General features: G+C 56.4%; 27 protein-coding genes and 2 tRNA genes. 5 read left to right on the top strand and 24 right to left on the bottom strand.

Translation table 11 applies throughout. From position 1 onward, the window contains the following. Positions 1 to 10 precede the first annotated feature (10 nt). Complete coding sequence (locus tag BLT01_RS01310) at positions 11 to 1168, bottom strand: AAA family ATPase (RefSeq protein ID WP_092093531.1); 1158 nt, start codon at positions 1166 to 1168, stop codon at positions 11 to 13. Between the two features lie 339 nt (positions 1169 to 1507). Here BLT01_RS01310 and BLT01_RS01305 point away from each other — a divergent pair, with 339 nt between their 5' ends. Both BLT01_RS01305 and BLT01_RS01300 read left to right on the top strand, forming a co-directional pair. Then, on the top strand, positions 1508 to 1903 hold the full coding sequence (locus BLT01_RS01305; RefSeq protein ID WP_245696841.1) for a hypothetical protein: 396 nt from the start codon (positions 1508 to 1510) through the stop codon (positions 1901 to 1903). 151 nt (positions 1904 to 2054) lie between these two features. Then, entirely contained in the window at positions 2055 to 2714 is a 660-nt protein-coding gene (locus BLT01_RS01300; protein WP_092093527.1) for a class I SAM-dependent methyltransferase, read from the top strand. Between the two features lie 237 nt (positions 2715 to 2951). Here BLT01_RS01300 and BLT01_RS01295 read toward each other — a convergent pair. From BLT01_RS01295 to BLT01_RS01285, 3 genes are all read right to left on the bottom strand, one after another. Further along, positions 2952 to 3024 (bottom strand) — tRNA-Thr (locus tag BLT01_RS01295). Positions 3025 to 3212: 188 nt separating this feature from the next. Next, complete coding sequence (locus tag BLT01_RS01290) at positions 3213 to 4475, bottom strand: MFS transporter (protein WP_092093523.1); 1263 nt, start codon at positions 4473 to 4475, stop codon at positions 3213 to 3215. Between the two features lie 512 nt (positions 4476 to 4987). Beyond that, positions 4988 to 5062: transfer RNA gene (locus tag BLT01_RS01285), tRNA-Asn, on the bottom strand. A gap of 194 nt (positions 5063 to 5256) precedes the next feature. Between BLT01_RS01285 and BLT01_RS01280 the strand changes: the two genes are divergently transcribed. Further along, positions 5257 to 5913 carry a hypothetical protein gene (locus BLT01_RS01280; protein WP_092093519.1) on the top strand — a complete coding sequence of 219 codons (657 nt, stop codon included), beginning with the start codon at positions 5257 to 5259 and terminating at the stop codon, positions 5911 to 5913. Between the two features lie 46 nt (positions 5914 to 5959). On the opposite strand, the gene BLT01_RS01275 is transcribed toward BLT01_RS01280, so the two are convergent. Beyond that, positions 5960 to 6673, bottom strand: coding sequence for a KinB-signaling pathway activation protein (locus BLT01_RS01275; RefSeq protein ID WP_092093515.1), 714 nt, complete (start codon positions 6671 to 6673; stop codon positions 5960 to 5962). A 131-nt stretch (positions 6674 to 6804) separates the two neighbouring features. Here BLT01_RS01275 and gerD point away from each other — a divergent pair, with 131 nt between their 5' ends. Both gerD and BLT01_RS01265 read left to right on the top strand, forming a co-directional pair. After that, a complete protein-coding gene (gene gerD, locus BLT01_RS01270; RefSeq protein ID WP_092093510.1) occupies positions 6805 to 7422 on the top strand; it encodes a spore germination lipoprotein GerD in 618 nt (205 codons plus the stop codon). Positions 7423 to 7504: 82 nt separating this feature from the next. Further along, entirely contained in the window at positions 7505 to 7912 is a 408-nt protein-coding gene (locus BLT01_RS01265; protein ID WP_092093507.1) for a DinB family protein, read from the top strand. 74 nt (positions 7913 to 7986) lie between these two features. On the opposite strand, the gene BLT01_RS01260 is transcribed toward BLT01_RS01265, so the two are convergent. From BLT01_RS01260 to BLT01_RS01170, 19 genes are all read right to left on the bottom strand, one after another. Continuing rightward, positions 7987 to 8451 carry a GNAT family N-acetyltransferase gene (locus tag BLT01_RS01260; RefSeq protein ID WP_092093504.1) on the bottom strand — a complete coding sequence of 155 codons (465 nt, stop codon included), beginning with the start codon at positions 8449 to 8451 and terminating at the stop codon, positions 7987 to 7989. A 153-nt stretch (positions 8452 to 8604) separates the two neighbouring features. Beyond that, the gene (locus BLT01_RS01255) at positions 8605 to 9717 is read right to left on the bottom strand and encodes a P-loop NTPase (protein ID WP_092093501.1); all 1113 of its coding nucleotides are present in this window, start codon (positions 9715 to 9717) and stop codon (positions 8605 to 8607) included. A 72-nt stretch (positions 9718 to 9789) separates the two neighbouring features. Continuing rightward, positions 9790 to 10515 (bottom strand): N-acetylmuramoyl-L-alanine amidase, encoded by a 726-nt coding sequence (locus tag BLT01_RS01250; RefSeq protein WP_092093498.1) that lies wholly within the window; start codon positions 10513 to 10515, stop codon positions 9790 to 9792. Positions 10516 to 10744: 229 nt separating this feature from the next. Further along, a complete protein-coding gene (locus BLT01_RS01245) occupies positions 10745 to 11044 on the bottom strand; it encodes a rhodanese-like domain-containing protein (RefSeq protein WP_092093496.1) in 300 nt (99 codons plus the stop codon). Positions 11045 to 11074: 30 nt separating this feature from the next. Then, positions 11075 to 12409, bottom strand: coding sequence for a type I glutamate--ammonia ligase (glnA, locus tag BLT01_RS01240; protein WP_092093493.1), 1335 nt, complete (start codon positions 12407 to 12409; stop codon positions 11075 to 11077). 310 nt (positions 12410 to 12719) lie between these two features. Then, positions 12720 to 13223, bottom strand: coding sequence for a methylated-DNA--[protein]-cysteine S-methyltransferase (locus tag BLT01_RS01235; protein ID WP_092093490.1), 504 nt, complete (start codon positions 13221 to 13223; stop codon positions 12720 to 12722). A gap of 158 nt (positions 13224 to 13381) precedes the next feature. Then, positions 13382 to 14233 (bottom strand): ABC transporter permease subunit, encoded by an 852-nt coding sequence (locus BLT01_RS01230; RefSeq protein ID WP_092093486.1) that lies wholly within the window; start codon positions 14231 to 14233, stop codon positions 13382 to 13384. Next, the gene (locus tag BLT01_RS01225; RefSeq protein WP_092093482.1) at positions 14234 to 15019 is read right to left on the bottom strand and encodes a PhnE/PtxC family ABC transporter permease; all 786 of its coding nucleotides are present in this window, start codon (positions 15017 to 15019) and stop codon (positions 14234 to 14236) included. A 14-nt stretch (positions 15020 to 15033) separates the two neighbouring features. Then, positions 15034 to 15810, bottom strand: coding sequence for a phosphonate ABC transporter ATP-binding protein (gene phnC / locus BLT01_RS01220; RefSeq protein ID WP_092093479.1), 777 nt, complete (start codon positions 15808 to 15810; stop codon positions 15034 to 15036). 91 nt (positions 15811 to 15901) lie between these two features. After that, positions 15902 to 16930 carry a PhnD/SsuA/transferrin family substrate-binding protein gene (locus tag BLT01_RS01215; protein WP_092093476.1) on the bottom strand — a complete coding sequence of 343 codons (1029 nt, stop codon included), beginning with the start codon at positions 16928 to 16930 and terminating at the stop codon, positions 15902 to 15904. A gap of 124 nt (positions 16931 to 17054) precedes the next feature. Next, on the bottom strand, positions 17055 to 17876 hold the full coding sequence (locus BLT01_RS01210; protein ID WP_092093473.1) for a PHP domain-containing protein: 822 nt from the start codon (positions 17874 to 17876) through the stop codon (positions 17055 to 17057). Beyond that, positions 17873 to 18586, bottom strand: a complete 714-nt coding sequence (locus tag BLT01_RS01205) for a phosphonate C-P lyase system protein PhnL (protein ID WP_092093470.1) — start codon at positions 18584 to 18586, stop codon at positions 17873 to 17875. Before BLT01_RS01205 ends, BLT01_RS01210 begins: the two co-directional genes overlap by 4 nt. 15 nt (positions 18587 to 18601) lie before the next feature. After that, positions 18602 to 19783 carry a phosphonate metabolism protein PhnM gene (gene phnM, locus BLT01_RS01200; RefSeq protein WP_092093465.1) on the bottom strand — a complete coding sequence of 394 codons (1182 nt, stop codon included), beginning with the start codon at positions 19781 to 19783 and terminating at the stop codon, positions 18602 to 18604. 13 nt (positions 19784 to 19796) lie between these two features. Then, positions 19797 to 20645: an ATP-binding cassette domain-containing protein gene (locus tag BLT01_RS01195; protein WP_092093461.1), complete on the bottom strand. Its 849-nt coding sequence runs from the start codon at positions 20643 to 20645 to the stop codon at positions 19797 to 19799. After that, a complete protein-coding gene (locus BLT01_RS01190) occupies positions 20632 to 21498 on the bottom strand; it encodes an alpha-D-ribose 1-methylphosphonate 5-phosphate C-P-lyase PhnJ (protein ID WP_092093457.1) in 867 nt (288 codons plus the stop codon). Before BLT01_RS01190 ends, BLT01_RS01195 begins: the two co-directional genes overlap by 14 nt. Further along, positions 21488 to 22597: a carbon-phosphorus lyase complex subunit PhnI gene (locus BLT01_RS01185; protein WP_092093453.1), complete on the bottom strand. Its 1110-nt coding sequence runs from the start codon at positions 22595 to 22597 to the stop codon at positions 21488 to 21490. Before BLT01_RS01185 ends, BLT01_RS01190 begins: the two co-directional genes overlap by 11 nt. Further along, positions 22585 to 23193, bottom strand: coding sequence for a phosphonate C-P lyase system protein PhnH (gene phnH, locus BLT01_RS01180; RefSeq protein WP_092093449.1), 609 nt, complete (start codon positions 23191 to 23193; stop codon positions 22585 to 22587). The genes BLT01_RS01185 and phnH overlap by 13 nt, the downstream gene beginning before the upstream one ends. A gap of 12 nt (positions 23194 to 23205) precedes the next feature. Then, positions 23206 to 23628 (bottom strand): phosphonate C-P lyase system protein PhnG, encoded by a 423-nt coding sequence (gene phnG, locus BLT01_RS01175; protein WP_092093444.1) that lies wholly within the window; start codon positions 23626 to 23628, stop codon positions 23206 to 23208. Between the two features lie 152 nt (positions 23629 to 23780). Then, positions 23781 to 24335 carry a dihydrofolate reductase family protein gene (locus BLT01_RS01170; protein WP_092093440.1) on the bottom strand — a complete coding sequence of 185 codons (555 nt, stop codon included), beginning with the start codon at positions 24333 to 24335 and terminating at the stop codon, positions 23781 to 23783. Positions 24336 to 24342 lie beyond the last annotated feature (7 nt).

Raw genomic sequence — 24342 nt, 5'->3', positions numbered from 1 at the left:
CGACATCGCCTCACATTCTGTAGTAGATGCCGGACGTATCCTCGCCTGTTTCCCCGTCATACATCGAGCTAACGGCAAGTTCCTGCTGCATCGATTTTACTTTCAGAAGGACCGTATCGACTTCCTCAGCGCGGCCCTGGTGGCGCGCTTTCAGCCCATCCAGGTCGGCCTCCAGCTTTTTCAGCTTTTGGGTGGCTTCCATTCCGTATTCCGCCGAAGGGTCCTTCCTGACTCGCTCAAAGATGTCCTTGGCCTCATTTTTCATTGAATCCAGCGTACGGACCAGTGCATCCCGGGCGTGTCTGCGGACGATGACGCATACGGCCTCTTTCTGCTCGGTCGTCTCCCAAAGGGAATGTTCCAAGAGGATCAGGTCCTCAGGCAACACGGTCTGCCGCTTGTTGATCAGCGCCCTCGCCTGCAGGAGAGACAGTGATTGTTTGAACCGGCGGTCGGATGGACAGATTCCTTCATCCCGCAGCTCGTTCCGGATTTTCAGCAGTGCCGTATAGACGTCGTCCTGAATGGCGACCTGATCCGTCATATGCTGAAGGTCGATCAGTTCCTCCAACGTCATCGTCGGCATCCGGTGATGCTGCCCCGTGTCTTTCATCATCGCGATGAAGTTCGACTCGTCGGCGATATAGTCCACTTCAAACCGGAGGAGGAAACGGTCGAACAGGGCTTCAAGCCCCTCCCCGTCCTCGGGAAATTCATTGGACGCCCCGATCACCGACATGAGCGGCACCGGTACCGGAGCACCATCATTGTAAAAGACCCGCTCATTCAGAAGGGTCAGCAGGCTGTTGAGGATGGCGCTGTTCGCTTTGAAAATCTCATCCAGAAACGCCACATGCGCTTCCGGCATCTTGTTTTTCGTATTCCGCTTGTAGACGCCCTGCTCCAGATCCTTCAGCGACAACGGGCCGAACAGTTCCTCCGGTGTGCTGAACCTCGTGAGCAGCCACTGGAAGTATTGCGTCCCTTGGATCATCTTGGACAGTTCCATGACCAGCGCGGATTTCGCCGTGCCTGCCGGGCCGATCATGAGGATATGCTGCTGTGCCAGCGCCGCGACCAGAATTGCCTCAATCTCCGCTTCGCGCTCCTGGAACCTCGCATTCAACGCATCTTTGATTTCATCTATTTTTGCAAGCGTGTTTTCCATCTCACCACGGCTCCTGTCTCATGCTGTCTGCGCACAATAATCGTTTCCATCTTTTTCATTCCCTAATCGCGGGATGGCTAAGCCCGTGTGTTGGATCCGCACAATATTTACAACGAATTGAAAACCAACTAAACTTAACCATATGACACCCAAAATTCCGGCTTTCCTATCTCTTCTGCTTTGCATCATCGTGTTAACCCTTCGACCCGCACATGACGACAACAAAAAAATAATCAGAGCAATTGGAATCGGATTGGCGATCGGTTTAGTGGCCACCCTGCTCGTCCTCAATATGCTATAGGAATGATGAGAAAGAAGAGAGGAAGATCCTATGTGGAGATGTCCAAGAAACAGACACTGAAGGCTTGGCTGAAAAGTTGGCTGCTGTTTTTGGTAGCAGTTTTGGTCATCCTAGGAATACCAACCTATTATGTGACTTTCCTGACGCCCAAAAATTCGCTGGAACTCTATCAAGCCATTGCATTTGCAGAGGATTTTGGAGAAGCAAAAAAGTTAATGCAGAAGGAGTACGAAGGGAATTTCCAAGAAGAAGACTTTGAATTTATATCGGGAACAGAAGATTCACCGAAACGGATAGGCCAACTTTCTCTTTTCGAATACGACGAAAAGACTTTTGTGATCATGACATCCCCGGGTACATCAAAACTGGAAGTTCTAGCTGTGGATGAATTGCCAAAAGACGTAAGGGAGTACTTTCTTCAGTTGGGACCGTGATTAGACGAATCAAGGAAGAATGTTTATTTGTTTGAACTATTTAAATAACTCAGGCGAAGTGCTATCCTGGAATTATTGACTGGAGTGAACACAATTGTATCGACTACGTTATTTGGTCTTCTAAACAGATTTACTATTTAGGAGGCTAACCATGAAAAACGATTCTTCATCAAAAATCATTCCGTTTTATGGCGGCATCAAACCCAAGCTATTTGAAATTGAAAGACGGTGCATGGACAGAAAAGGGAAAGTCATCGAGTACCTGGATGAACGGCTCCCGGACGGCCTGGTCTTGGACGTGGGCGCCGGAAACGGATTCACCGCTGAAAAGCTGAGCCGCGAAGGAAGACTTGTCCTCCCTATGGAACCGGACGAAAAAATGATTGATCGCAGCAAAAACCTTATTTGGTGCAATGGGGTTGCACAATCCATCCCTTTCCACGCAAATACCTTTGATGCCATGTATTCGACTTGGGCATTCTTTTTTGATGGGATTAAGGATATCGATGAAGGCCTAAGTGAAGTGGAACGGGTCGTGAAAGACGGCGGACGGATTGTCATCGTTGACAATTACGGCGATGATGAGTTTTGTTCATACTCTCCAAATGACATCACAAGCTCCGTTGATCCGTGGGTCCAGCGGGGATATGAATATGAAGTCATCCATACAGAGTTTATCTTTGATCATGTCCGGGAAGCGAAAGAACTATTAACTTTTTATTTTGGTGAGCAAGGCAATCAAGTCAATACAACCACACTTGAATACAAAGTGGTAGCCTATACAAAAGTATTGAGTAAATCAGACCGATAAGCAGGACGCTGCCCTCAGGGGCGGCGTTTTTTAAATTGCACGCCACACAAAAACACTTTCCCCAAATTAGGACAAGCGTATGGATTTACTGCAAAGATAAACTCAATCTCAACCTGGGTATTGTCCGGCAACTCAACCTTCTTCAAATTCAATGATTGGACGATTCCCAGACCATAATCGGTTCAAGTTCAATAAAGAAAACGCCTGCCCCAAATGGGACAGGCGTTTTCGCATATAAGCTTCCAGCCGGGCTCGAACCGGCGACCTCTTCCTTACCATGGAAGCACTCTGCCTACTGAGCTATGGAAGCAAGACTGACATCATCAATCATAAAGCGATTTCTCTTCCGTGTCAATATGTCGGACCCATTTTTCATTTACCGAATTTATCTGGAAGAAATGAAAACTGGACTCCGGCACAGCGCCGGAGCCCAGTTATTGTCGGATCAGGATACAGAACTTTTCGCGCAAATCCTCATCGCTCTGATCCATCTCTTCTTCATTCTGTCCAGAAACCTTTTTCAACCATCTTCTTTTTATCGTTAAACGCGATAAATACGCAGCCGATATTGATAACGAGCATCACGATCAGCGCATACAGGACCGAGATGTAACTGCCTGTCGCATCATAAACGAACCCATAGGCAGGTAGTGCCACGATGGACGAAATCGCAAGTCCCAAGGAGGCTGTGGAATAGATTTGACTATAGGCTTTCTTCCCGAAAATCGTGGAAGTCAAAGCAGGTGCCACGATACCGATGGAAGAGCTGATCAATCCGAAGAGCCCGACGGCAAACGTAATAATCGCTGTGTTGCTGCCCGAAAAGAGGAGCATACTGATCGCCACAACTCCAGACCCCATCGCAAAAATCGCTGTGTACTTCGAACCGATTTTATCGACCAAGTAACCCAGGAGGAGCGAGCCGAATAAGATGCCCAACATATATGTGCCCATGACATTTCCAGCGAACGTAATATCAAACCCTTGATTGGTCAAATACGTTGGAATATGCATCGAGAAGCTGGCGATTGATGTAATGAGGAAGAAAAAGAGCATGAGTGCATATAACGCCGTTGATTTCTTGGCTACCGCCATGGAAATGCCGATTTCTTCAGTTGCTTGTTGGTTTTCCTGCCCTGTTGCCACTTCATCCGCGCCGTACGATTGGACGCCGTGTGCTTGCGGAGAACGTTTGATGAGCAACATGGCAATCGGAACAACAATCAGAATGGACGCCACACCGATGATGATGTAAGCGGAACGCCAACCAAACCCGTCGATCAGCCCCGCTGTAATCGGTTGTGCGATCGCCCCGACGCCACCACCAACAGCACTGAGTACACCCAGCGCCAAACCATTGCTCTTTTTAAACCACTGGTTGATGATGACAGGCCCTGCAATCACGGTGATGAAAACCCCACCCATCGCCAGAGGAACGGCGAGGATATACCAGCCCCACACAGAACTCATGAGTCCGAATAAAGCAAAAGCCCCGGCCTGCAAAAGGATTCCGATGGATAAAATGAATCGCGTATCGTATTTCGCCATCAGTTTCCCGCCAACCGGCAGGAAGACCATCGTGACCACTGCCGATACACTGAAATACAGCGATAATTGGCCCATCCCGATTCCAAGGTCTTCAGTAATACTCGTCAGGAAAAGACCCGCAGTATTGTTGAGAGCCCCTTTGCCTATGCCGACAATGATACTTAGCGCGACCAACGTCCACCATGCGTAATGAATTTTCGATCTCTGTTTCACCTTCAAATTCCCTCCTTCACTCGACAAATCATTATTTGTCTAATAATTTTAAACATCCAATGATATAAAATAATCCCAAGAAAGATTAAACTGTTCTATGTCATCCAGATATCAAAGAATGCTGTGATTAAGCAATTTTTAAATTATTCATATCAAAAATGCTAATTTCTTAGCACTATAAATATATAGTTAGAAATGAACTAATCCTTCATATCATTGCTTAATGCAGACTTAAATTTACTATTTTATAAATAGGATTTCAACTAAAAAAACACTTATATCGAAGATGTAATTTATGCCTATTTTTTCATAAGAATCGCACTCTTGTCTTTTCCCCTGCGATTGTGTAGCGAAAAGCCGATCAAGATGCAAGGTTTCCAGCAAGATTTTTTTGAACAAATAAAAACCACTTATTTGTTTGAGTATTCCCATACAAATAAGTGGTTGATTCATTTTTAAGTTGATGAAGCTAAGTATCCTGGTCTTGCCTTGATCACATGATCATAAAAAAATGGCTCCGCAGGTAGGACTCGAACCTACGACCGATCGGTTAACAGCCGATTGCTCTACCACTGAGCTACTGCGGAATATTGGAATATCGTACCGACAGATATCATTATACACAGGACTCCGGTACGTTTCAACCCTATTTTATTGATCAACGGAACCTGTTTCAGTCTGTCCGGAATTCCGTATTTCTATACCCGTTCCCCTGCTCATGCCCGTCCCCTGCCCGGCATAAGCTGATAACAGCGAGTTTCACGGAAAGGGGCGCCCCCGATTGAAGAAGTTGCTGCTGTTTACGCTGTTTTTCCTGTTCACCGCATTTGTCCTTGTCCGGTCGTCGGGCGGCGGTGCGCTCATTCCCGTCTTCAATATCACCCAGGAGCCGGATGTCATCGTGCAGGGCAGCCACGGTGCGGCGGTGACCGTCGATTTGTCGTTCGGCGATTCGGAGGTGAAGGCGTGGCTTGAGGAACTGCAGGCCCCGTATCCGCTCATCTTTGCCGATCCCGACTGGCTGGAACGGTCTCCCGGGCTGGTCAGACTGATGATCGAGCGGAACATCCCGGTCGCCCTCCTCGGGGCGGCAGGTGAACGGTACGAAGACGAGCCGAAGCTGCTGGAGGAACAGATCGCCGTGTACGAGGACCACTTCGGCCGCAAGCCGCTTTATTTCCGGACGGCCGATGAGGCGTTCCCGAAAGCCCTTCAGCAACAGCTTTTCAAGGCAGAGGTGAATGCGCTCGGATCGACGACGCGGTGGGATGGCGGCAAGCTGCCGAAAAAACGGGAAGGCCTGATTTTGTCCGTCCAGCATCACCGGGAAGAACGGACGGACCTGAAAAAAGTCTCGGAACTGCTTTCTGCCCATGAATTCCTGGCGATCGAAGACGTGCTGTTCGGCGTGGAGACGAAGGAAAGGAAGTTTCCCTAACACAAGAAACACCCGGCATGAGCCGGGTGCCGAATACGGTCCCCCATCATTGGGCGGTCCGTTTTTTCTTTTGCTTCGGATTGCCGGATGCACCTTCCGCCCGTTTGCGGGCTTCGCGGCGCTCCTGGCGTTTCCTGATGTCTTCTTCCGATTTGGCATTGTACTTCGGCAGCATGAGCAGCTGGTACATATTCACGGCCAGAAGCGGGAACAACAGGATGGTGACCCACTGGTCGATGTTGCCGCTCCGGACCATCAGCGCCGGAAGCCATTCAAGTGTCGTGATGACGATCATGAAGAAAAGCGACGAGATGAGGACATGCTTTTTGCCGGTCATCTTCACTTTCAGCCATGCGGTCAGTGCCGGCACGGCGAGGAGGAAGAAGAGCAGCATCAGGTAAAGGGCGGTCCTGCTTCCATCACCTTGCGTGATGTCAAAGCGGAAAAACACAAGGTCGAACAATACGACCGCGATGATCAGCATCTGGACCCAATTCCAGAGCGTCAGCGAGCGGAAGATGTTCACGCCGAACTGGTGGACGGTCAGATAAGCGAAAAAGCCCATCTGCGCCACGACGCTCATCGTGAAACCGAGAAAGACCATCCACAGGAAAACCGCGATGAATTCGCCATATTCCCCGGACTGGATAAATGGGGAAAACGTATCGTTCCAGCGCACGATCAGACCGACGAGGCCGGTGATCCCGCCCCCGATCAGCAGTGCGTTGAGGAAAAATTTAAACCAGTTACGTATTGTCACGTCAGATTAAGCCTCCGTTTTTCATTTCCATTGTTCAGTGTACCAACGATAGGCCGAAAAATCTATTTCACGCATGCATAGCCTGCCCCGAAATGTGAACAATAATTGAAACGATGGCGGGAAAGGATTTGATGCGCGTGAAGCGGTTCCTCCCGGCCGGACTCGCTCTTCTCCTTCTTTCGGGATGCGGAGGCGGGCCGGCCGCTCCGAACTATGAAGAGACGAAAAAAATGGTGACCGATGCCCTTCAGACCGAAGACGGCAAAAAAGCGATCCGCGACCTTCTCTCCGATCCGGAATTCAAGGATATGGTCGCCCTCGAGCAAGGGGAAGTCAAGACCTCGATCGAGGAAACGATGCTGTCGGACAAAGGCAAAGAGTTCTGGAAAAAGCAGTTCGAGGACCCGAAATTCAAGGAAACGATCGCCAAATCGATGCAGGAGCAACAAAAGGACGTCATGAAGGAGCTTATGAAGGATCCGGATTTCCTCAAAGAGATGGAATCCCTGTTCGGGCAGGCGGAGATGCAGAAAACGCTCGGTGAGGTCATGAAATCCCCCGACATGCGGGAAGAGATGAAGAAAGTCGCCGAGGAGACGATCAACTCCCCGCTTCTCGCCTCGAAGTGGAAGAAGCTTATCGAGGAAGCCGGCAAGAAAGAAGGCGGCGGAGATAGCGGAAGCACCAAGAAGGATGAAGAAGGCGGAGACAAAAAAGATGGGGGCGGCGGAATGAGCGGCGGCGGCTGATCAGGAAAAAGGACGTTCCGGAAAAATCGGAATCGTCCTTTTTGTGCGTTTTCTTTATAATGAGGCAAAGGGGGAACGCGCCATGCAAGCATCCGAAATCGTCTGGCACAATGAAGAATCCATCCGTTTCATGCAGGCACTCGGCACGCTGACCGAAGAAGAATGGCGGCGTCCGCTCGGTCCCGGCAAGTGGACAGTCGCGGAAGTCGCCGGCCATTTTGCCCCGTGGGATCGGTTTGTCTTGGAGCAGCGGCTTCCGTATTTTTTCGCGGAAGGCCCGTTGCCGAAAGGGCCGGATGCGGATGCGCGGAATGGCTGCTCCGCGCGGGAAAGCCGCGGTCGCAGCCGTGATGAGACGATTGATGAATTCGTCTCGGTGCGCCGGCAGCTGATTGGTGCGCTCCGCGACTTGCCGGCCGAAGACTGGAGCCGGGAGTTCCGGATCGGGGAGTCACGGATGACGCTCGTGCAGTATGCTCGAACACGATGAGCATCATTTCAGGCAGATCCGCCAGGCGCTGGCCATCAAATGAAAAGGGGTTCCGGCCGAAGCCGGAACCCCTTTTATTTTTCTTTCTTCACCAAGACGAGAAATCGCGTATCATTCCGCAGGAAGGAGGCGGTCTCACGGAACCCGGCTTTCCGGTATAGTCGGATGGCACGTTCGTTAAAGTCCGCCACGGTGAGCCGGAAGGCGGCAGGTGACCGGTCCGCTCTCAAATGGCCGAGGATAAGGGTGAGAAATGCCATCCCTCCCCCGCGGCCCGTACGCTCCGGGTTCATCCCGAGACCGATATCGATGATGATTCCCGCTCCTTCCGGATAGGCGCCTGCCCCGTAGCCCTCCGGCACGCGTGCTTCCGCTCCGGTACAGAAAAAACCGACGAGGCTGCCGTCATCGAAAACAGCCTCATCCCCCCGGAGCTCTTCTTCCCCCTCGCCGTTCATATTGTAGAAATCATACGGCGGCGGATATTCCCAACCCGCGATCTCCCTCGCTTCCCGTTCGCCCATTGGCCGGATTTCCATGTCGATCACCCTTTCCCCGCATGACGAACCATTCGACGGCGGGTGTCTCCGCTCCTCTTTCAGGAACGAACGGAACCGAGTGTTGAGAAAGCACATCCTCTCCGATCAAAACAGCCGCCGCACCCCGACGGGCGCAGCGGCTGCTGATATCAATCAGTTATTTCTTGGGTCAAACGGGCTGACCGGGCCTTCGTTTTGTGCAGGCTCGCTGTCTTTGCCGAGCTTCGCCACGACTTTCGAGGCGATTTCGCCGTAGAGCTTGCCCGTCGGGTGATCTTCGCCGTAGACGGACGGGGCGAAGTCGTTTTCGTCCCAGTCCGGCTGGCCAAGCGGGATCTGGCCGAGCAGTTCGGTGCGGAGTTCTTCGGCCAGTTTCGGGCCGCCGCCCTTGCCGAAGACGTATTCCTTCTCGCCCGTCTTGGACTCGAACCACGACATGTTCTCGATGACGCCGAGAATTTCGTGTTCTGTCTTCAGCGCCATCGCGCCGGCACGCGCCGCGACAAACGCGGCCGTCGGGTGAGGCGTCGTGACGATCAGTTCCTTCGACGTCGGCAGCATCTGGTGGACGTCGAGCGCAACGTCGCCCGTACCCGGAGGCAGGTCGAGGAGGAGGAAGTCCAGGTCGCCCCACTCCACATCACGGAAGAACTGGTCGAGCACCTTGCCGAGCATCGGACCGCGCCAGACGACCGGTGCATTCTGGTCGACGAAGAAGTCCATCGAGATGACCTTTACGCCAAAGCGCTCGACCGGGATGATCGAGTTGCCGCGGACGACCGGGTTTTGCTCGATGCCCATCATGTTTGGCACGCTGAAGCCATAGATATCGGCATCGACGAGGCCGACTTTCTTGCCCATGCGCGCGAGGGCGACGGCGAGGTTGACGGAGACCGTCGACTTGCCGACACCGCCCTTGCCCGATGCGACGGAGATGATCTGGACTTTGTTCAGCGGGGACAGGATATCCTGCGTCTCGGAAACGTCCGCCGTGCCGCGGAACTGTTCGAGCTTCTCAGCCGGCAGTTCTTCGAAGCGGATGCCGACCGTCTTCACGCCGGCCTTCTTCAGCGTGTCGACAACTTTCATCTGGAGCTGCATCTGCTCGGCGTTGTTGATCTTGGCAATCGCGAGCTTGACGCTCACGTGTTCTTTTTCTTCCTTGATCGAGACCTCGACGATGCCGCCGGTCTCGTACAGTGTACGGTGAAGGAACGGGTCCTGAAGCGCACCGACCAGTTCCCGGACTTGTTGTTCATTGATCAATTTCAGCCACTCCCAATCCGGTCATTTCTGCCTACATTATACCATAGGGAAATGCCGAATCGAGCAGACCGCTCACTGGATGTCTTGCGACAGGTAATCCGATACGCCGTCCGCGATGGCCGACGCCATCTTCTTCTGATAGCCCGGGTCGGTCAGCAGGCCGCGCTCTTCCGGGTTGCTCAGGAAACCTGTTTCGACCAGGACGGCCGGTGTCGGCACTTTCTTCAGCAGGTACACCTGCCGGACCGCAAGCGCCTCCCGCTCCGTGTTCTTCACGTTCTCGACAATGGACCCCTGCACCGCCTTCGCGAGCAGTTCGCTGTTCGGATGACCTTCCTGATGGTAAAACACCTGCGCCCCGCGCCACTTCTCCTCCGGAACCGCATTTCCGTGGATGCTCAGGAACATATCGGGCTCCTCATCCAGCGCAATCTGCTCCCGGAGCTTCAGGTCCGCCAACTTCCGCGCGCGGATCGACGGGAAATCCTTCCCCGGCTCCCGCTCCGCGAGCGCGTCGCCGTTTTTCGTGCGCGTCATGATGACGGTCGCACCCTTTTTCTTCAGCTGCTTCTCCAGTTCCTTCGCGATCGCCAGGTTGATGTCGCCCTCGATGATGTCTCCCGAAGACGCACCCCCGTCCGGTCCGCCGTGCCCCGGATCAATCACGACCTTCACCCCGCCCATCGGCTCCGGCAGGAAAAAGTCGCGATCCGACGCGAACGTTTCATATGCCAGGAACGCCGCCGACGCGATCAGGATAAATGCAAGAACCACTACCCGCTTCTTCAATTTCCCCATGCGTAACGGTCACCGCCTTTTTCACCATCATACGCGCGCGGTGGACCGGCTATGCTTGGACCCGAGACGGGCGGTGCGGGTTCTTTTCGGGCGGGTCGGGGGGATTGGGGGTGAAAGTTCAATAAGGGGCGGTGAAAGATCATCAACAGCACGCGAAAGATCACCAAGACGGCCCGGCCATATGAAAACCGGCGCACCCCCAAAGGGTGCGCCGGTCCAGCCAATCCGGTCAGGCGATGACTTCGCCTTCCCATTCCAGCATGCCGCCGGCCATATTCGTCACGTTGTAGCCGTTGCCGCCGAGGAAGTTGCATGCCATCGAGCTGCGGTTGCCGGAGCGGCAGATGATGATGTACTCCCTGTCCCGGTCCAGTTCCCCGAGCCGCTCGGGCAGTTCCATGAGCGGAATATGGACCGCACCGGGGATCATGCCGGCCGCGACTTCCTCGTGCTCGCGGACGTCGATCATGTTCGGCTGCTCGCCTGCATCGAGGCGCGCCTCCAGGTCTTTCGTCGAGATTTCGTTCATGTCGATCCCTCCTGCGGTTATTGTAGCGCATCAGTACATTTTCATGTACTGCTCTCGCTCCCACGGGTGGACGGTCATGCGGTACTGCTCCCACTCCATGCGCTTGGCGGCCATATAGTTGTTGTAGATATGGCTGCCGAGCGCGTCAATGATCGTTTCGTCGGTCGCGAGGGCGTTGAGCGCATGGTCCAGATCGGTCGGAAGCGTGCCGATGCCCGCCTCTTCCAGTTCTTCAGGCGTCATTTCATAGAGGTTGCGGTCGACAGGCGCCGGGACATCGAGGTCACGCTTGATGCCGTCAAGGCCGGCCTTCAGGATGACCGCGAGCGCCAGATACGGGTTCGCCGACGGATCGACGGAACGCACCTCGATCCGAGTGGACAGGCCGCGCGATGCCGGGATCCGGACGAGCGGGCTGCGATTTTGCGCGCTCCAGGCCACATAACTTGGCGCCTCGTAGCCCGGGACGAGCCGCTTGTACGAGTTGACGGTCGGATTCGTGACCGCTGTGAAGTTGCGGACATGCTCGAGGACGCCCGCCATGAACTTGTAGGCGGTCTCGCTCAGCTTCATCTGGCCCGCCTCATCGAAGAACGCATTCTCGTCGCCCCTGAACAGCGAGATGTTGCAGTGCATGCCGGATCCCGCCACGCCGAACAGCGGCTTCGGCATGAATGTGGCGTGCAGGCCGTGCTTGCGCGCGATCGTTTTCACAACAAGCTTGAACGTCTGGATATTGTCACAGGCGGCAAGTGCGTCCGCGTATTTAAAGTCGATCTCATGCTGGCCCGGTGCCACTTCGTGGTGGGACGCTTCGATTTCGAAGCCCATCTCCTCCAGCTCGAGCACGATGTCCCGGCGGCAGTTTTCGCCGAGGTCGGTCGGCGCAAGGTCGAAGTAGCCGCCGTTGTCGTTCAGTTCAAGCGTCGGCTGCAGGTTCTGATCAAGCTTGAACAGGAAAAACTCCGGTTCAGGCCCAAGGTTGAAGTGCGTGAAGCCCATTTCTTCCATCTCTTTCAGGACGCGCTTCAGGTTGTTGCGCGGATCCCCCTCGAACGGCGTGCCGTCCGCCTTGGAAATGTCACAGATCAGCCGTGCGACCTTGCCCTTGCCGGTCGTCCACGGGAACACCATCCACGTGTCGAGGTCCGGGATCAGATACATATCGGACTCCTCGATCCGGACAAAGCCCTCGATCGAAGAGCCGTCGAACATCATTTTGTTGTCGAGCGCCTTGTCGAGCTGGCTGACCGGGATCTCCACGTTCTTGATCGTGCCGAGCACGTCGGTGAATTGGAGACGGATGAAATTCACATTGTCTTCCTCAACAAACTTCCAGATATCATCGCGTGTGTACTTGCCCATTCCAGCCACTCTCCTTTTTAAAGTGTTGCGACGGCGCCCGGCCATCACATTTTTTTATCATACTGTCGCCAAAAGGCATAAGCAAGAAGAAAATCAGGAATTTAATTGAAGATATGAGATTTATTCTTCCATTCAAAGACAAAAGAAAACCCCTTCCCCATAATTGGGAAAAGGATGAAAGTGGAAGCGCTTCATTTCCCTGATTCTGCCTAAACGGCAGAAACAGATCGGGCAATCAGAATACCACGGACCGCTGCAGGCGGGCAACCAAAATATCCACGGATTCGCACCCGCTTTTCGCATCCGTATGTCATCTCCCCGCTTCCAGCGCCAGCAGCCGCTCTTTCATCTCCAGGCCCCCGCGGAATCCGGTGAGCTTGCCGTTTTTCCCGATCACACGGTGGCACGGGACGAGCATGAGCACCGGGTTGGCACCGATGGCGGCGGCGACAGCACGGACGGCAGACGGGCGCCCGATGCGCTCCGCGATGTCGGAATACGTCACGGTCTCTCCGCACGGGATTTCCCGGAGCGCCTGCCAGACTTTCTGCTGGAACGGTGTGCCGCCGAGGTCGGCGGGCAAGTCAAATCCGGTCCGGTTGCCGTCGAGATATTCCCCGAGTTGTGTTCTATAGGCGTCAAGCGCCGCATCGTCTCGGACGAGTCCGGCACCCGGCCTCCTTGACGCCGCCCATTGTTCCAACTCATCCAGACCGCGTCCTTCCGAGCCGATCCAGCAGAGCCCCTTGTCTGTTGCGGCGATGATGAGGTTCCAGTCCCCTTGCTGAAGCTTTGACCAGCGGATCGTGTCCATCGTTCATCCACCCCTTTTGTTGTTGGTGATCCCATTATACCTCAGCTGTTAGCGGGAACCCTCGACATATTTCCCGGGAAATGAATCGAAGACTGTCGGAAAATTGCCCGCAGCCCCGAAAGAACTCCCCTCTCCATTAAGAGAAGGGAGGAACCCGGTCAGCTTGCCGAGTAAACCCGGCTCTTCAGGCGCGTCGAGAGCACTTCAAGAACGATGGCGATAGCCAGAATCATGTAGGTGATGACACCGACTTCACGCAGGTCGAAGTAGAATCCGGAAGCCATGAAAAGCTCGAATCCGATGCCGCCGGCTCCGGCGGCCGCACCCATCGCGACGGCCACTGAGAAGTTGATCTCGAAACGGAGGAAGGTCCAGGACAGAAGATAAGTGAACGTGGACGGCAGCACGCCGTGGACGACGGTCTGCCACCAGCCGGCACCCGTCGAACGGAGCGCCTCCAGGATCTTCGGATCGACTTCCTCGAACGCTTCCGAAAATGCCTTCACAAGATAAGCGACCGAGTGGAACAGCATCCCAAGGACGGCCGCTTCGCTGCCGAGCCCCGCCGCGATGGCGAAGATCAGCACCCAGAGGACTGTCGGCACCGCGCGGACAAATGCGACGACGATACGGATCGATTTGGACAGCCATGGGACGCTGAGATTCTCCGCTGCGCCCAATGCCAGAAAAAAGGCGAAGGCCGCGCCGAACACCGTGGCGAGCGCGCCGAGCCCGAGCGTGATGGCGACCTGCATCGCCGCCTCACCCCAGCCGAAGTGGCTGAGCTTCGGTTCCAGGAACATGGCTTTCAGGTTATAGAGGGTTTCCGGGATCGCCTGCAGCGGCCGGAAACCGGTGTAGTCGAAAAAGAAGAAGGCAAGGACCGTCAGTGCGCCGAGCGTCCAGAGCGTGGCACGGAGGACCAGGCTGACCCGGTTGCCGGATCGGATGTTGATCTTTCCGGACCGGGTATGCCGGGTGACGGACGGTTGCTGGGTTATCTGCTGCATTTACAGGATCACCTTCCGGATTCTTGTGGAGAGGAGTTCGATCACGATGACCGTCAGCACGATCGTGATCGTGATCAGCGCGACCACCCCGTAGTTCATCGTCTTGTAGTACATGTCGAACATGTAGCCGATCCCCGTACCCGTCAAAATGCCGACGAGCGTGGCGCTGCGGATGTTCGTCTCGATCATGAACAGCACCCAGCTGACCATCTGAGGGAGCCCCTGCGGAACGACGGCCTTGGTGACAATCTGCCAGTATGTCGCGCCGGTCGACCGGAGTGCCTCGACCGATCCGAGCGCCGCTTCATCGATCGTTTCGATAAAGGCGCGCGTCAGAAAGCCGACCGTGCCGACGAACAGGGCGAGGAATCCGGTCACCGAGTTTTGCCCGAAGGAGAGGAGAAGGATCAGCGACCAGGCCACGACCGGGATGTTCCGTGACAAAGAGGCGACGAACCGGGACACGGCGCCGATCGGGCGGTTCACCATCGTCGTCTTCGAGCCCATGATCGCAAGGAACAGCGACAGAGCCGCGGCGATTGTCGTGGCGGCGATCGACATGAAGACGGTCTCGAGCAGTTTCCCCATGATGTCCGGGAGCTTGACGAGCGCCTCTCCGTCCACGAGCAGATTGGAGGCCATCCACATCATCGCCCCGGGAACCGCCTCGAGGCTGCTGGCAAAACCGTAGTCTGTGACCCATGCGGACAGCCAGGTAAGGAGGATGGCCCCAAGGAACAGCAACGTCATGTGGAATTTTCGTTTTTTCAGTACGGTTTCATTCATTTGCGGAAAGCTCCTCAGACAGTGATCAGTTCGCGCATTTCCACAGCCGTCTTCATGCCGTAGATTTCGTCGGTGAAGCGTTGTGAGAGCAGAGGGCTCGGCCCGTCAAAAACGACTTCGCCCTTTCTCAGCCCGATGATCCGGTTGGCATAGTCCTTCGCCACGTCCACCTGGTGGAGGTTGACGATGCACGTGATGCCGAACTCGATGGAGATCGTTTTCAGATGGTCCATGATGATCCTGGACGAGTTCGGGTCGAGCGAGGCGATCGGCTCGTCGCAGAGGATGATTTTCGGATCTTGGATCAGCGCCCGGCAAATGCCGACCCGCTGCTGCTGGCCGCCGCTCAATTGGTCGCACCGCTTGTAGGCATGCTCGGCAATTCCAAGTTTCCCGAGCAGGTCGAACGCTTTTCGCTTTTCCTCTTCAGTGAAGCGCCCCAGCACTCCCTGAAGGGTCGACTTGTACCCGAACCGCCCGTGCAGGACGTTTTCAATGACCGTCAGCCTCGGGACGAGGTTGTAGTGCTGGAACACCATGCCGATGTTTTTGCGGACATCGCGGAGGCCTTTTTTGTTTTGCGCCCCGACATCCCTTCCGTCGAAGAGCACCTGGCCCTCCCCGATGTCGACCATCCGGTTCAGGCAGCGCAGCATAGTCGATTTACCCGCTCCCGATGGGCCGATCACCGCGATAAACTCCCCTGCTTCAACTGAAAACGAAACATCCTTCAGGATCGGGTTGCCCGGCTGGTAGGACTTCGTCAGACCGTTCACTTCCAGTAATGACACTGAAAAAACTCCTTTGCTTGATAAGATGGCCTTGGCGGAGTGGCCCGCCGTCCGGCAACAGGCCGCTCCGGCGGGCCGGGAACCCATCGACTCAGTTGGAAAGCTCGCGGATCGGATCGAACCAGCTGTCTTCCGCTTCCACGAAGCGCTCCCCGTCCGTCTTCTTGAAGAGGCCCGATGCTTCCGAGTCTTCCGGCACAAAGATGTCTTCATTGCCGGCGATTTCATCCGAAGTGAAGACATCGCGGATCTTGTTGAAGTCCTCTTCGCTCAGCACTTCCGTGTTGGCGACAAACGGCGCGTTCAGGACAGGCGTCACGCTGACGAGCACAAACTCTTCTCCCGGTACGGTGTGGAACGGCTCTGCCGCGTCATCCTTCACCCGGTAGACGGAGCCCGGCGTGTTTGCCTCACCCTCGGCCACTTCCACATAATTATCCACGCACGTATCGCAGAATGCGGCCGCTTCAACGGTTCCTTTAAGCAGGTTCACTGCCGAGCCCTGGTGGGAGCCGCCGAACTGGACCTGTTCAAAAAACGGGCCGCCCTCCATCAGGTCTTCCTCGCTCAGCCCCTTGTCGGAAAAGTGATTCAGGATCGAGGAAGAAGGGACGACAAAGCCCGAAGTCGAGCTGTTCGAGACGAAAGAGAATGACTTCCCTTCGATCGGGTCGATCGTGTAGGAATCGCCGTCCTTGTACTCGTCCGCATTTTCCTTTTCGACTGCGATCCAGGAATGATACTTGGCGTCATCCAGCGTGCCGGACGGGCCGGTCGGGACGGCCAGCGGTTCGATGGCTTCGTTGCCTTCCTTGGCTTCGATATAGCCTTGCGCGCCCATGAAGGCAAGCTCGGCATTGTTGTTGACGATCGTTTCGATGGCAATGGCATAGTCCGTCGTCAGGTGGTGTTTCACTTCTTTGCCGGTGGCTTCGCCGACCGCTTCGCCGATGGCATCACGGGCCCCCTTCAGGTCGTTCCCGGATTCGTTCGGATACCAGACGATGTCGACGACGTCGTCTTCCTTGCCTGTGCTTTGTGCATCCCCTTCGGAGCAAGCTCCCAACAGTGCGGCAGTGGCTGCGGCGGCAAGCAGCAGCCCGAATCGCTTTTTCACCATTTGACAGATCCCCTTTTCCTGATGTTTTGGCTTTTTCCATTCTGCAGATCCTGCGTGGTTCAGCTTCATTGAAGCACGGAACCGGGGCGCGGGGCTATGGGTTGGCCGGCTTCTTTAGACAGCTTTAAGAATGTTTACAAGACATTAACAACGGATTGCCCGGACTGGTGAATTCGCCAAGCGTGACAGGGTGGCCGTACCGTCCGTGGCAATCGGAACCGCCTGTCATGAACAGGCCCAATTCTGCCGCCAGGCGGTCGGCCCGTTCGTGATCGTCTTTCGTATGGTCGGGGTGATGGCGTTCGATGCCGTCCAGCCCGGCCGCCGCAAGTTCCGGGATCAGCCCGTAAGAATCAAGCTGCCCTGGATGGGCAATGACCGCGAAGCCGCCGTCCGCTTTGATGGCGCGTACAGCATCGAACGCATCGATGTACCGGATATCTCCCGAGGCCGGCCCGCCGTCCTTGAACAGGGAGCGGTACAGCTGCCGGTAGTCCGACGACTCAAACGGTGCATTTGTCAGCAGGTCCATGAGGTGCTGCTTGTAGGCGATGCCGCCTTCCGGAACCATGGCGAGCACCTGCTCCTCGTCAAGCCGGAGGCCGGTTTCGCGGATTTTCCCGGCCTGTTCAAGCGTGTGCCGGTGGCGCCGTTCCAGGAGAGGACGGCAAAGGGCATGGATATGCGGCGCGTCCGGGCGGTAATCGTATCCCAGCACATGGACTTTGCGGTTCCGTCTGAAGTCATAGGCAGAGATTTCAATCCCCGGGATGACGGTCACCGCGTATTCTTGACCCAAGGCAAGCGCCTCTTCCAGGCCGGCAGTCGTATCGTGGTCGACAAAGCTGATGTGGGTGATGCCGGCAGCAACAGCTTGCTCCAGCACTTCCCGGACCGTATCGGCTCCGTCCGAATACCGGCTGTGCACATGAAGGTCCGCTTTCATCGCTGCACCTCAGGCATCCCGCGAAGGGCTTTTTCGTTCATGTCGTACACACCGTCGCACAGCCCTTCCATGAACTCCAGGTCGTGGAAGATTCCGACGAGTGTCGTGCCGTCCGCCTTCAGCTTTTTGATCACTTCCCGGACCTTCAGCTTGGACTGGTGATCCAGGCTTGCCGTCGGCTCATCCAGCAGCAGAAGGCGCGGTTTTTTCACCGTGGCAATCGCGATGTTCAGCCGGAGCTTTTCCCCGCCGGAGAACGTGTTCGGGAACGTGTCCCACAGCCGCTCATCCAGATCGAAGTGGCGGAGCGACCGCTCGGCCCCGATTTTTGCCGCCCCGGGCGTTTCGCCCATGCCGAGGAGCGCCTGCTCGACGAGTTCCCTTGCCGTCGTGCGCGGCATGACGTTCAGGAACTGCGAGACGTAGCCGATCTCGTGCTTCCTGAGCCAGATGATCTGCCGCTCTTCCGCCTTCAGCAGGTCCAACCTGCCGAACCGTTCCGAGTCGAACCAGATCTCCCCCTCATCGGGCAGATAAGTGCGGTAAATGCTTTTCAGGATGGTCGACTTGCCGCTTCCGCTTTTTCCGACGATCCCGATGAAACCGCCCTGCTCCAGGCTGAAGCTGATGCCTTCGACCGCTTTCCTCGTGGTGTTCTGATGATGGCTCGTGAACCGCTTGCCGAAATCTTTCACTTCGAGCATGACCAAATCGTCCCCCTCCTCTCAGCTTTTCCGGTAATTCGTCCGGGTGACGACCACGCCGTTGACCATCGTCGCGCTCAGCATCGGATAGCCGTCGTCCATCCGCTCGATGATCAGCAGATCCGCTTTTTTCCCCGGGCAGACCGAACCGATTTCCTGTTCCATGTTGACCGCCCGGGCCGGACGGATTGTCACTTTGGCGAACCCTTCGTGGAGCGGCAGGCCGCACCCGTCGTGCAGCTTGAAAATCGAATGCAGGAGCGCCGCCGGATAGTAGTCGCTGCACAGGATGTCCGCACAGCCCTCCTTGATCGCTTCCGCGGCGGACAAATTGCCCGAATGCGAACCGCCCATCAGCACGTTCGGCGCGCCGACAATCGTGGACATCCCCAGTTCATTCGCTTTTTTGGCGACATCCAAGGTGATCGGGAACTCGCTGATCGTCGTGCCGTACGAGCGGACCAGCTCCAGCTTCTTTTCGTGATCATCATCATGGGAGGCGACCGCGATCCCCCGGGAGATGGCGACTTCGGCCACTTCCTGGATGCGTTCGATCGCCATCTGCTCGCGGCTCGTGCGCTCGGCGATCAGGACACCCACTTCATCGTCCGAGATGTCCCGGTAGCCCTTCAGGGTGTTCCGGTACATTTCAAGGTCGCGGTACTGCCCCTGCCCCGGCGTATGGTCCATGAACGACAGGAGATGCACCTTGCCGTCCCGGATGTTTTGGATGAGCATGTCCACTTCATCGATATTGTCGACTTCGAACCGGGCGTGGAGCCGGTGTCGGATCAGGTGAAGCCCGTCGCGCAGCGAACTGATTGCATCCACGAGGCGCTGGACGTTCTCCGGCTGCCGGATCGGCTTATGGGTGAACATGTCTTCCTTGTAGAAGGACAGGGAATGGAACATCGTCGTGATCCCGTGATTGATCAGGATTTTCTCCGCTTCCCGCAGGGCCAGGTTAAAGTCCATCATGCTCGTCGGCCGCGGAGAAGCGATCGTCTCGATATAATCCGAATGGATGTCGACAAAGCCCGGCGTGATGTAGCCGCCGTTTGCATCGAGCCGCTCCGCGTCCGGCCAGCGTCCGATTTCCTCTTCCGGGACGATGTCGGAGATGCGGTCTCCGTCGACGAGCACGGCCATCCCCTCGAGAATCCGGTCTTCCAGGATGATTTTTCCGTTATGCAGAATGTGCATGTGTTTGTCCTCCCTACAGCAGCGAGTAGACCAGCTGCTGGGTATATGCGTGATGCGGGTCTTCAAGGATCTGGTCGGTCAGGCCGGACTCGATCACCCGGCCGTTCAGCATGACGAGCGTCCGGTCGGCGAGCATCCGGATGACGGCCAGGTCGTGCGACACGACAATCATCGAGATGCCGAGGTCGCGCTGGATCTGCTTGATCAGGTCGATGACGGCCGCCTGTACCGACAGGTCGAGGCCTGTCGTCACCTCGTCGAGGAACAGGATCGGCGGATCGTTCGACAGCGCCTTGGCGATCTGGACCCGCTGCTGCATGCCGCCCGAGAAATTCCGCGGCTCTTCCTTCATCCGGAACAGCGGGATGCTGACGACGTCGAGAAGCCGCTCCCCGGCGGACTGCATGTTCCCGACATGCCGCCCGCCCGCGGCGATCTGCTTTTCCGCGATGTTGCTGATGGCGGAAAAGTCCATCCGGAGACCTTTGACCGGGTTCTGGTAGACCATGCCGTACTTGTGGTTGCGGATGTACCGCTTGCGCTGGGAGGAGACTCCGAACAGGTTCTCCCCCGCCAGTTCCGGATCGCTGATCGTCAGCGTGCCGGCAGTGACCTCCTGGTCAAAGTACAGGCACTGCATCAGGGTCGACTTTCCGCTTCCGCTCTCGCCCACGATCCCGAGGATCTCCCCCGGGAACACATCGAGCGAGACATCGCTGCAGGCGTAGACCGTACCGCAGGACGGGCAATAGTTCTTGATGAGCCCCGGCCTTCCGGGCTGTCCGCATTCGTCACATCCGGGACCGTACTGTTTGGTCAGGTTCTCCACTTCCAGTAGGGGACGCTCTTCAAATCGTTGCATGCTGCACCTCTTTTTCATCCTGGCGCTCCAGCCGGTCCGCGCAGTGGCTCGTGTCATTGCACTGGTACTCCGTCATGCCGGTTTCTTCGACATGAAGTTCATCCAGGAAAACACCGGTAGCGCCGCAGAATCGGCAGGACTTCCCGGAAAAGTCTTCTCCCTCGAACGGGTGGTCCTCAAAGGCGAGGGAGCGGATATCGGTATACGGCGGGACAGCGTAGATTTTCTTTTCCCTGCCTGCCCCGAGCAGGATCAGCGCTTCGGAATGGTCCATTTTCGGATTGTCAAAACGGGGGATCGGGCTCGGCGCCATGACGTACCGCCCGTTGACGAGGACCGGATGGTCGGCGCCCGTCGTCGTGCGCCCGTATTTCATGATCTGCTCGAACAGCATCAGCCACGCGCCGCTGTATTCGCTCTCGGCGTGGAGCCGCTTTGTGACGGATTCTTTTTTCTCGTACTGGCGGAGCGGTTCGGGCGTCGGCACCTGCAGGACGAGAATCTGTTCTTTCGTCAGCGGGACTTCCGGAATCCGGTGGCGGGACTGGATCAGCGTCGCTTCCTCCGTCCGCTCGGTCACCGGTATGCCTGTGGTCGCCCGGATCAGCTTCTTGATGCTGACGGCGTTGACTGATTCATCGGCCCCCTGGTCGATCACTTTCAGCACGTCGTCTTTGCCGACAAGCGAGCAGGTGAGCTGCAGCCCGCCCGTCCCCCATCCGCGCGCCATCGGCATCTCGCGCGAGGCGAACGGCACCTGGTAGCCCGGGATGGCGACCGCCTTCAGCGTCGCCCTGCGGATCTCTTTTTTCGAGCCTTCATCCAGAAAGGCGAATTGCGGTTCAGCTCTCATGTCCGTCCCTTCCTTTCCTCGTGTTCCGCACGCTGTCCAGCTTGGACTGGAATGTGACATAGTGCGGCATCTTCAGGTGCGAGATGAAGCCGGTCGACTCCACCGTGTCCACATGGAGCAGGACAAACTCTTCGTCATGGGACGGGGCATCGCTTTCCGGATGCTCCAGGCACTGGTCCAGGATGCTCATGGCGATCGCCTTCGTTTCATTCTGCCCGTAGCAGATGCCGTAGCCGATCTCGAACCGGAGCTCCTGCTTGCCGTCCGGGCCTCCGGAAGGCATCGGAACGAATGATTCGACCTCGGTCGCGCGGATTGATCCGATGTAGTACGAATCGTCCCCGTCATCGCCGCCGTACGCTTGGACCGTGATCGGAAGATTGCCCACGCGGACTTCGCCGACCGTCGGGTGAACCTGGCCGTAGCCCCTGAGCGATGCATAGCCGAGCGCCGTCACCGCGCCGGTCTGGCCGCGCGTCAGGATCTGCAGGCGCTCGCTGCGAGATGCGGGGAACTGGAAGACATTCTTCGTGACGTCGTCCGGCTCGGTATCGTCCGGCTTGAATGTCTCGAACAGCCCCTCGCTCCTCAGGTACTCCACCACTTTCGGATACGAGCCGTCACCTGATGCGTCTTCCAGGCCGGACAATTCCGCTTCATACTTTCCCAGCCACCGTTTCCGCTCTTCTTCCGTTTCTCCGAGAAGGGAAAAATCGATCAGGCGGTGCGTGTAGTCATGGGTGGCGCCGAGCAGCTGCCCGCCGGGGATATCCTTGAAGCTCGCCGAGATCCGGCGCTCGACAGCCATCCGCTCCGGCTCCACGGTTTCGCTGTAATACAGCCGCGGCAACGTCGAGCGGTGAGCCCTTAGAAGGAACACGGCTTCCTCCATGCTGCCTTCCGCCTGCTTGATCGCGAGCGCTGCAAGCTCCGGGGAGTAGAGGCTCGCCTCGGACATGACCTGGTCGATGAGGAGCCTCATCGAGGACAGGATGGCAGACACATCCACCTGTTCGCCGCCCTTTAAGCGTTCGTATTTCAGGCGGCTGATGGAAGCCTCGATCGCCTCCGTCCCGCCTTTGACCGCTACATAACCCATGCCGACCCCTCCTTTGCCGAAATGGCCGTCGTGCGCGGGATGCAGGAGATGCCCCCGTCGCTGTCCGTGAAGATGAGGTCGATGCCCGCCGGGAACTCCTGCGTTTTCCTATTCCGCGTGCTGACAAACGCGTCGCTGAGGGCAATGGGAGCGTCCGCTTCATCCTTGATGCCGGGACCCGAGAGCTTCCTGCCCGCCGGCTCTCCCAGTGCACCGGACTCGATGATCCACAAGGCAGAATCGTGGGGATTCTCGAGCGTCCCGGCCTTGCAGGCCTGCATCGCCTCAAGCAGTTCCGGCTCACTTGTGCAAAGAGGCGCGATGATGTAGTCCGCTTCTTCGGCAGGCGCATGCGCGGCAAACGTGTAATCCGCGATTTTCCGGCGGATGTTTTCAGCGCGGTCCCCGAGCACATGGAACGTGACTTCCGCATCGAGCAGCGTCTGGGCCACAAGGAACGTCGCCGGATGGCATTCCCTGATCAGGTCCGCCTTGGCCGCCGTTTCCCGGGTGTCCGCGATCTTCCCCGGCCTTGCCATGCACTGCAGCAGTTCACGGTAAACTTTCTGGATGTCATGCACTGAATCGAGTTGCATTGCGTTCTCCCCTCACTCTTCCATCGTGTCGAATTGGACTTTAGTCTTTTCCAGAGCGGCCAGCTCCCTGCGCTTTTTGCCGGCCAGGCGTACTTCCTCCGCCTCCAGCATCGCGTTCCACCCTGCCGTTTCGGATAGCCCCGCGCGGCAGGCGGCGTCGATCACCGCCAGATCTGCGGCAAGCTGTTCCTTGGCGCCGGCGACAATCCCGACACCGATGTAATCGCCGATTTCGACCTTCGCTTCCGTCACCAGCACTTCACCCAGATAAAACAGCGACTGTCTGGCGGTCTCCCTCATCTTGATCATCGTCAGGCCCTGCCGGGGGGCCACCAGTTCCCGTACGGGATGGTGGCGCCTGATTTCGGATGCGAACCGATCCGCCAGCTCCGGGTTCCCTTCGATCAGGATTTCAGTCATGCGTCTCCGCTTCATTTCGGACTCTCCCTCCTCTGACTGACTCCATCCTAACTTGGCGACAACTTAGCGCGGGTTAAGGCTGTGTAAAGAAATGTAAAGATGTGAGAGGACCATAAAAAAGACGGACCTCCGGTTTCCCGGAAATCCGCCTTGCATTTTAAAACTGTTCAGTTCCGATGATAAATCAGCTGGACCACGCCTGATGAGAATGTGCGGGTATGTGCCAGCTTCAGATTCAGCCGTTCTCTGATGTCCATAAACAAAGGCTTGCCATCTCCAAGTACGACCGGATGGACGGAAAGCCTGAATTCGTCGATCAACCCGTGATGGACAAACGACGTGATGAGCTCCGCTCCGCCGTACAGCCAGATGTCCCTGCCCGGCCGTGCCTTTAGCCGCGCGATCGTACCGGGAATATCATCATGCATGCAACCTGCATCATCGCCGTGCTTTGTTCTTGAGAATACGATCTTTTCCTTGCTGTTGATCCGTTCCCAAAAGTCCCTTTCTTCTTCGGATGCCCCTTTTTCCGGGGCATACTGCCCCCACATGTCATAACTTTTCCTTCCATAGAGAATCGTATCGATCCCGTCGAGGAATTCATCGAACTTCATATCGGGCTCCATGATGCACCAGTCGGTTTCACCGTCTTTCCCTTCGATGAATCCGTCGAGTGAGACAGCCAGATCCAACAGGACTCTTCTCGTTTCTTGTTCGGGCATCGTTCTG

Source organism: Bhargavaea beijingensis, from assembly GCF_900101985.1.
Lineage (GTDB): Bacteria > Bacillota > Bacilli > Bacillales_A > Planococcaceae > Bhargavaea > Bhargavaea beijingensis.
This window is presented reverse-complemented; position numbering and strand designations above follow the sequence as displayed.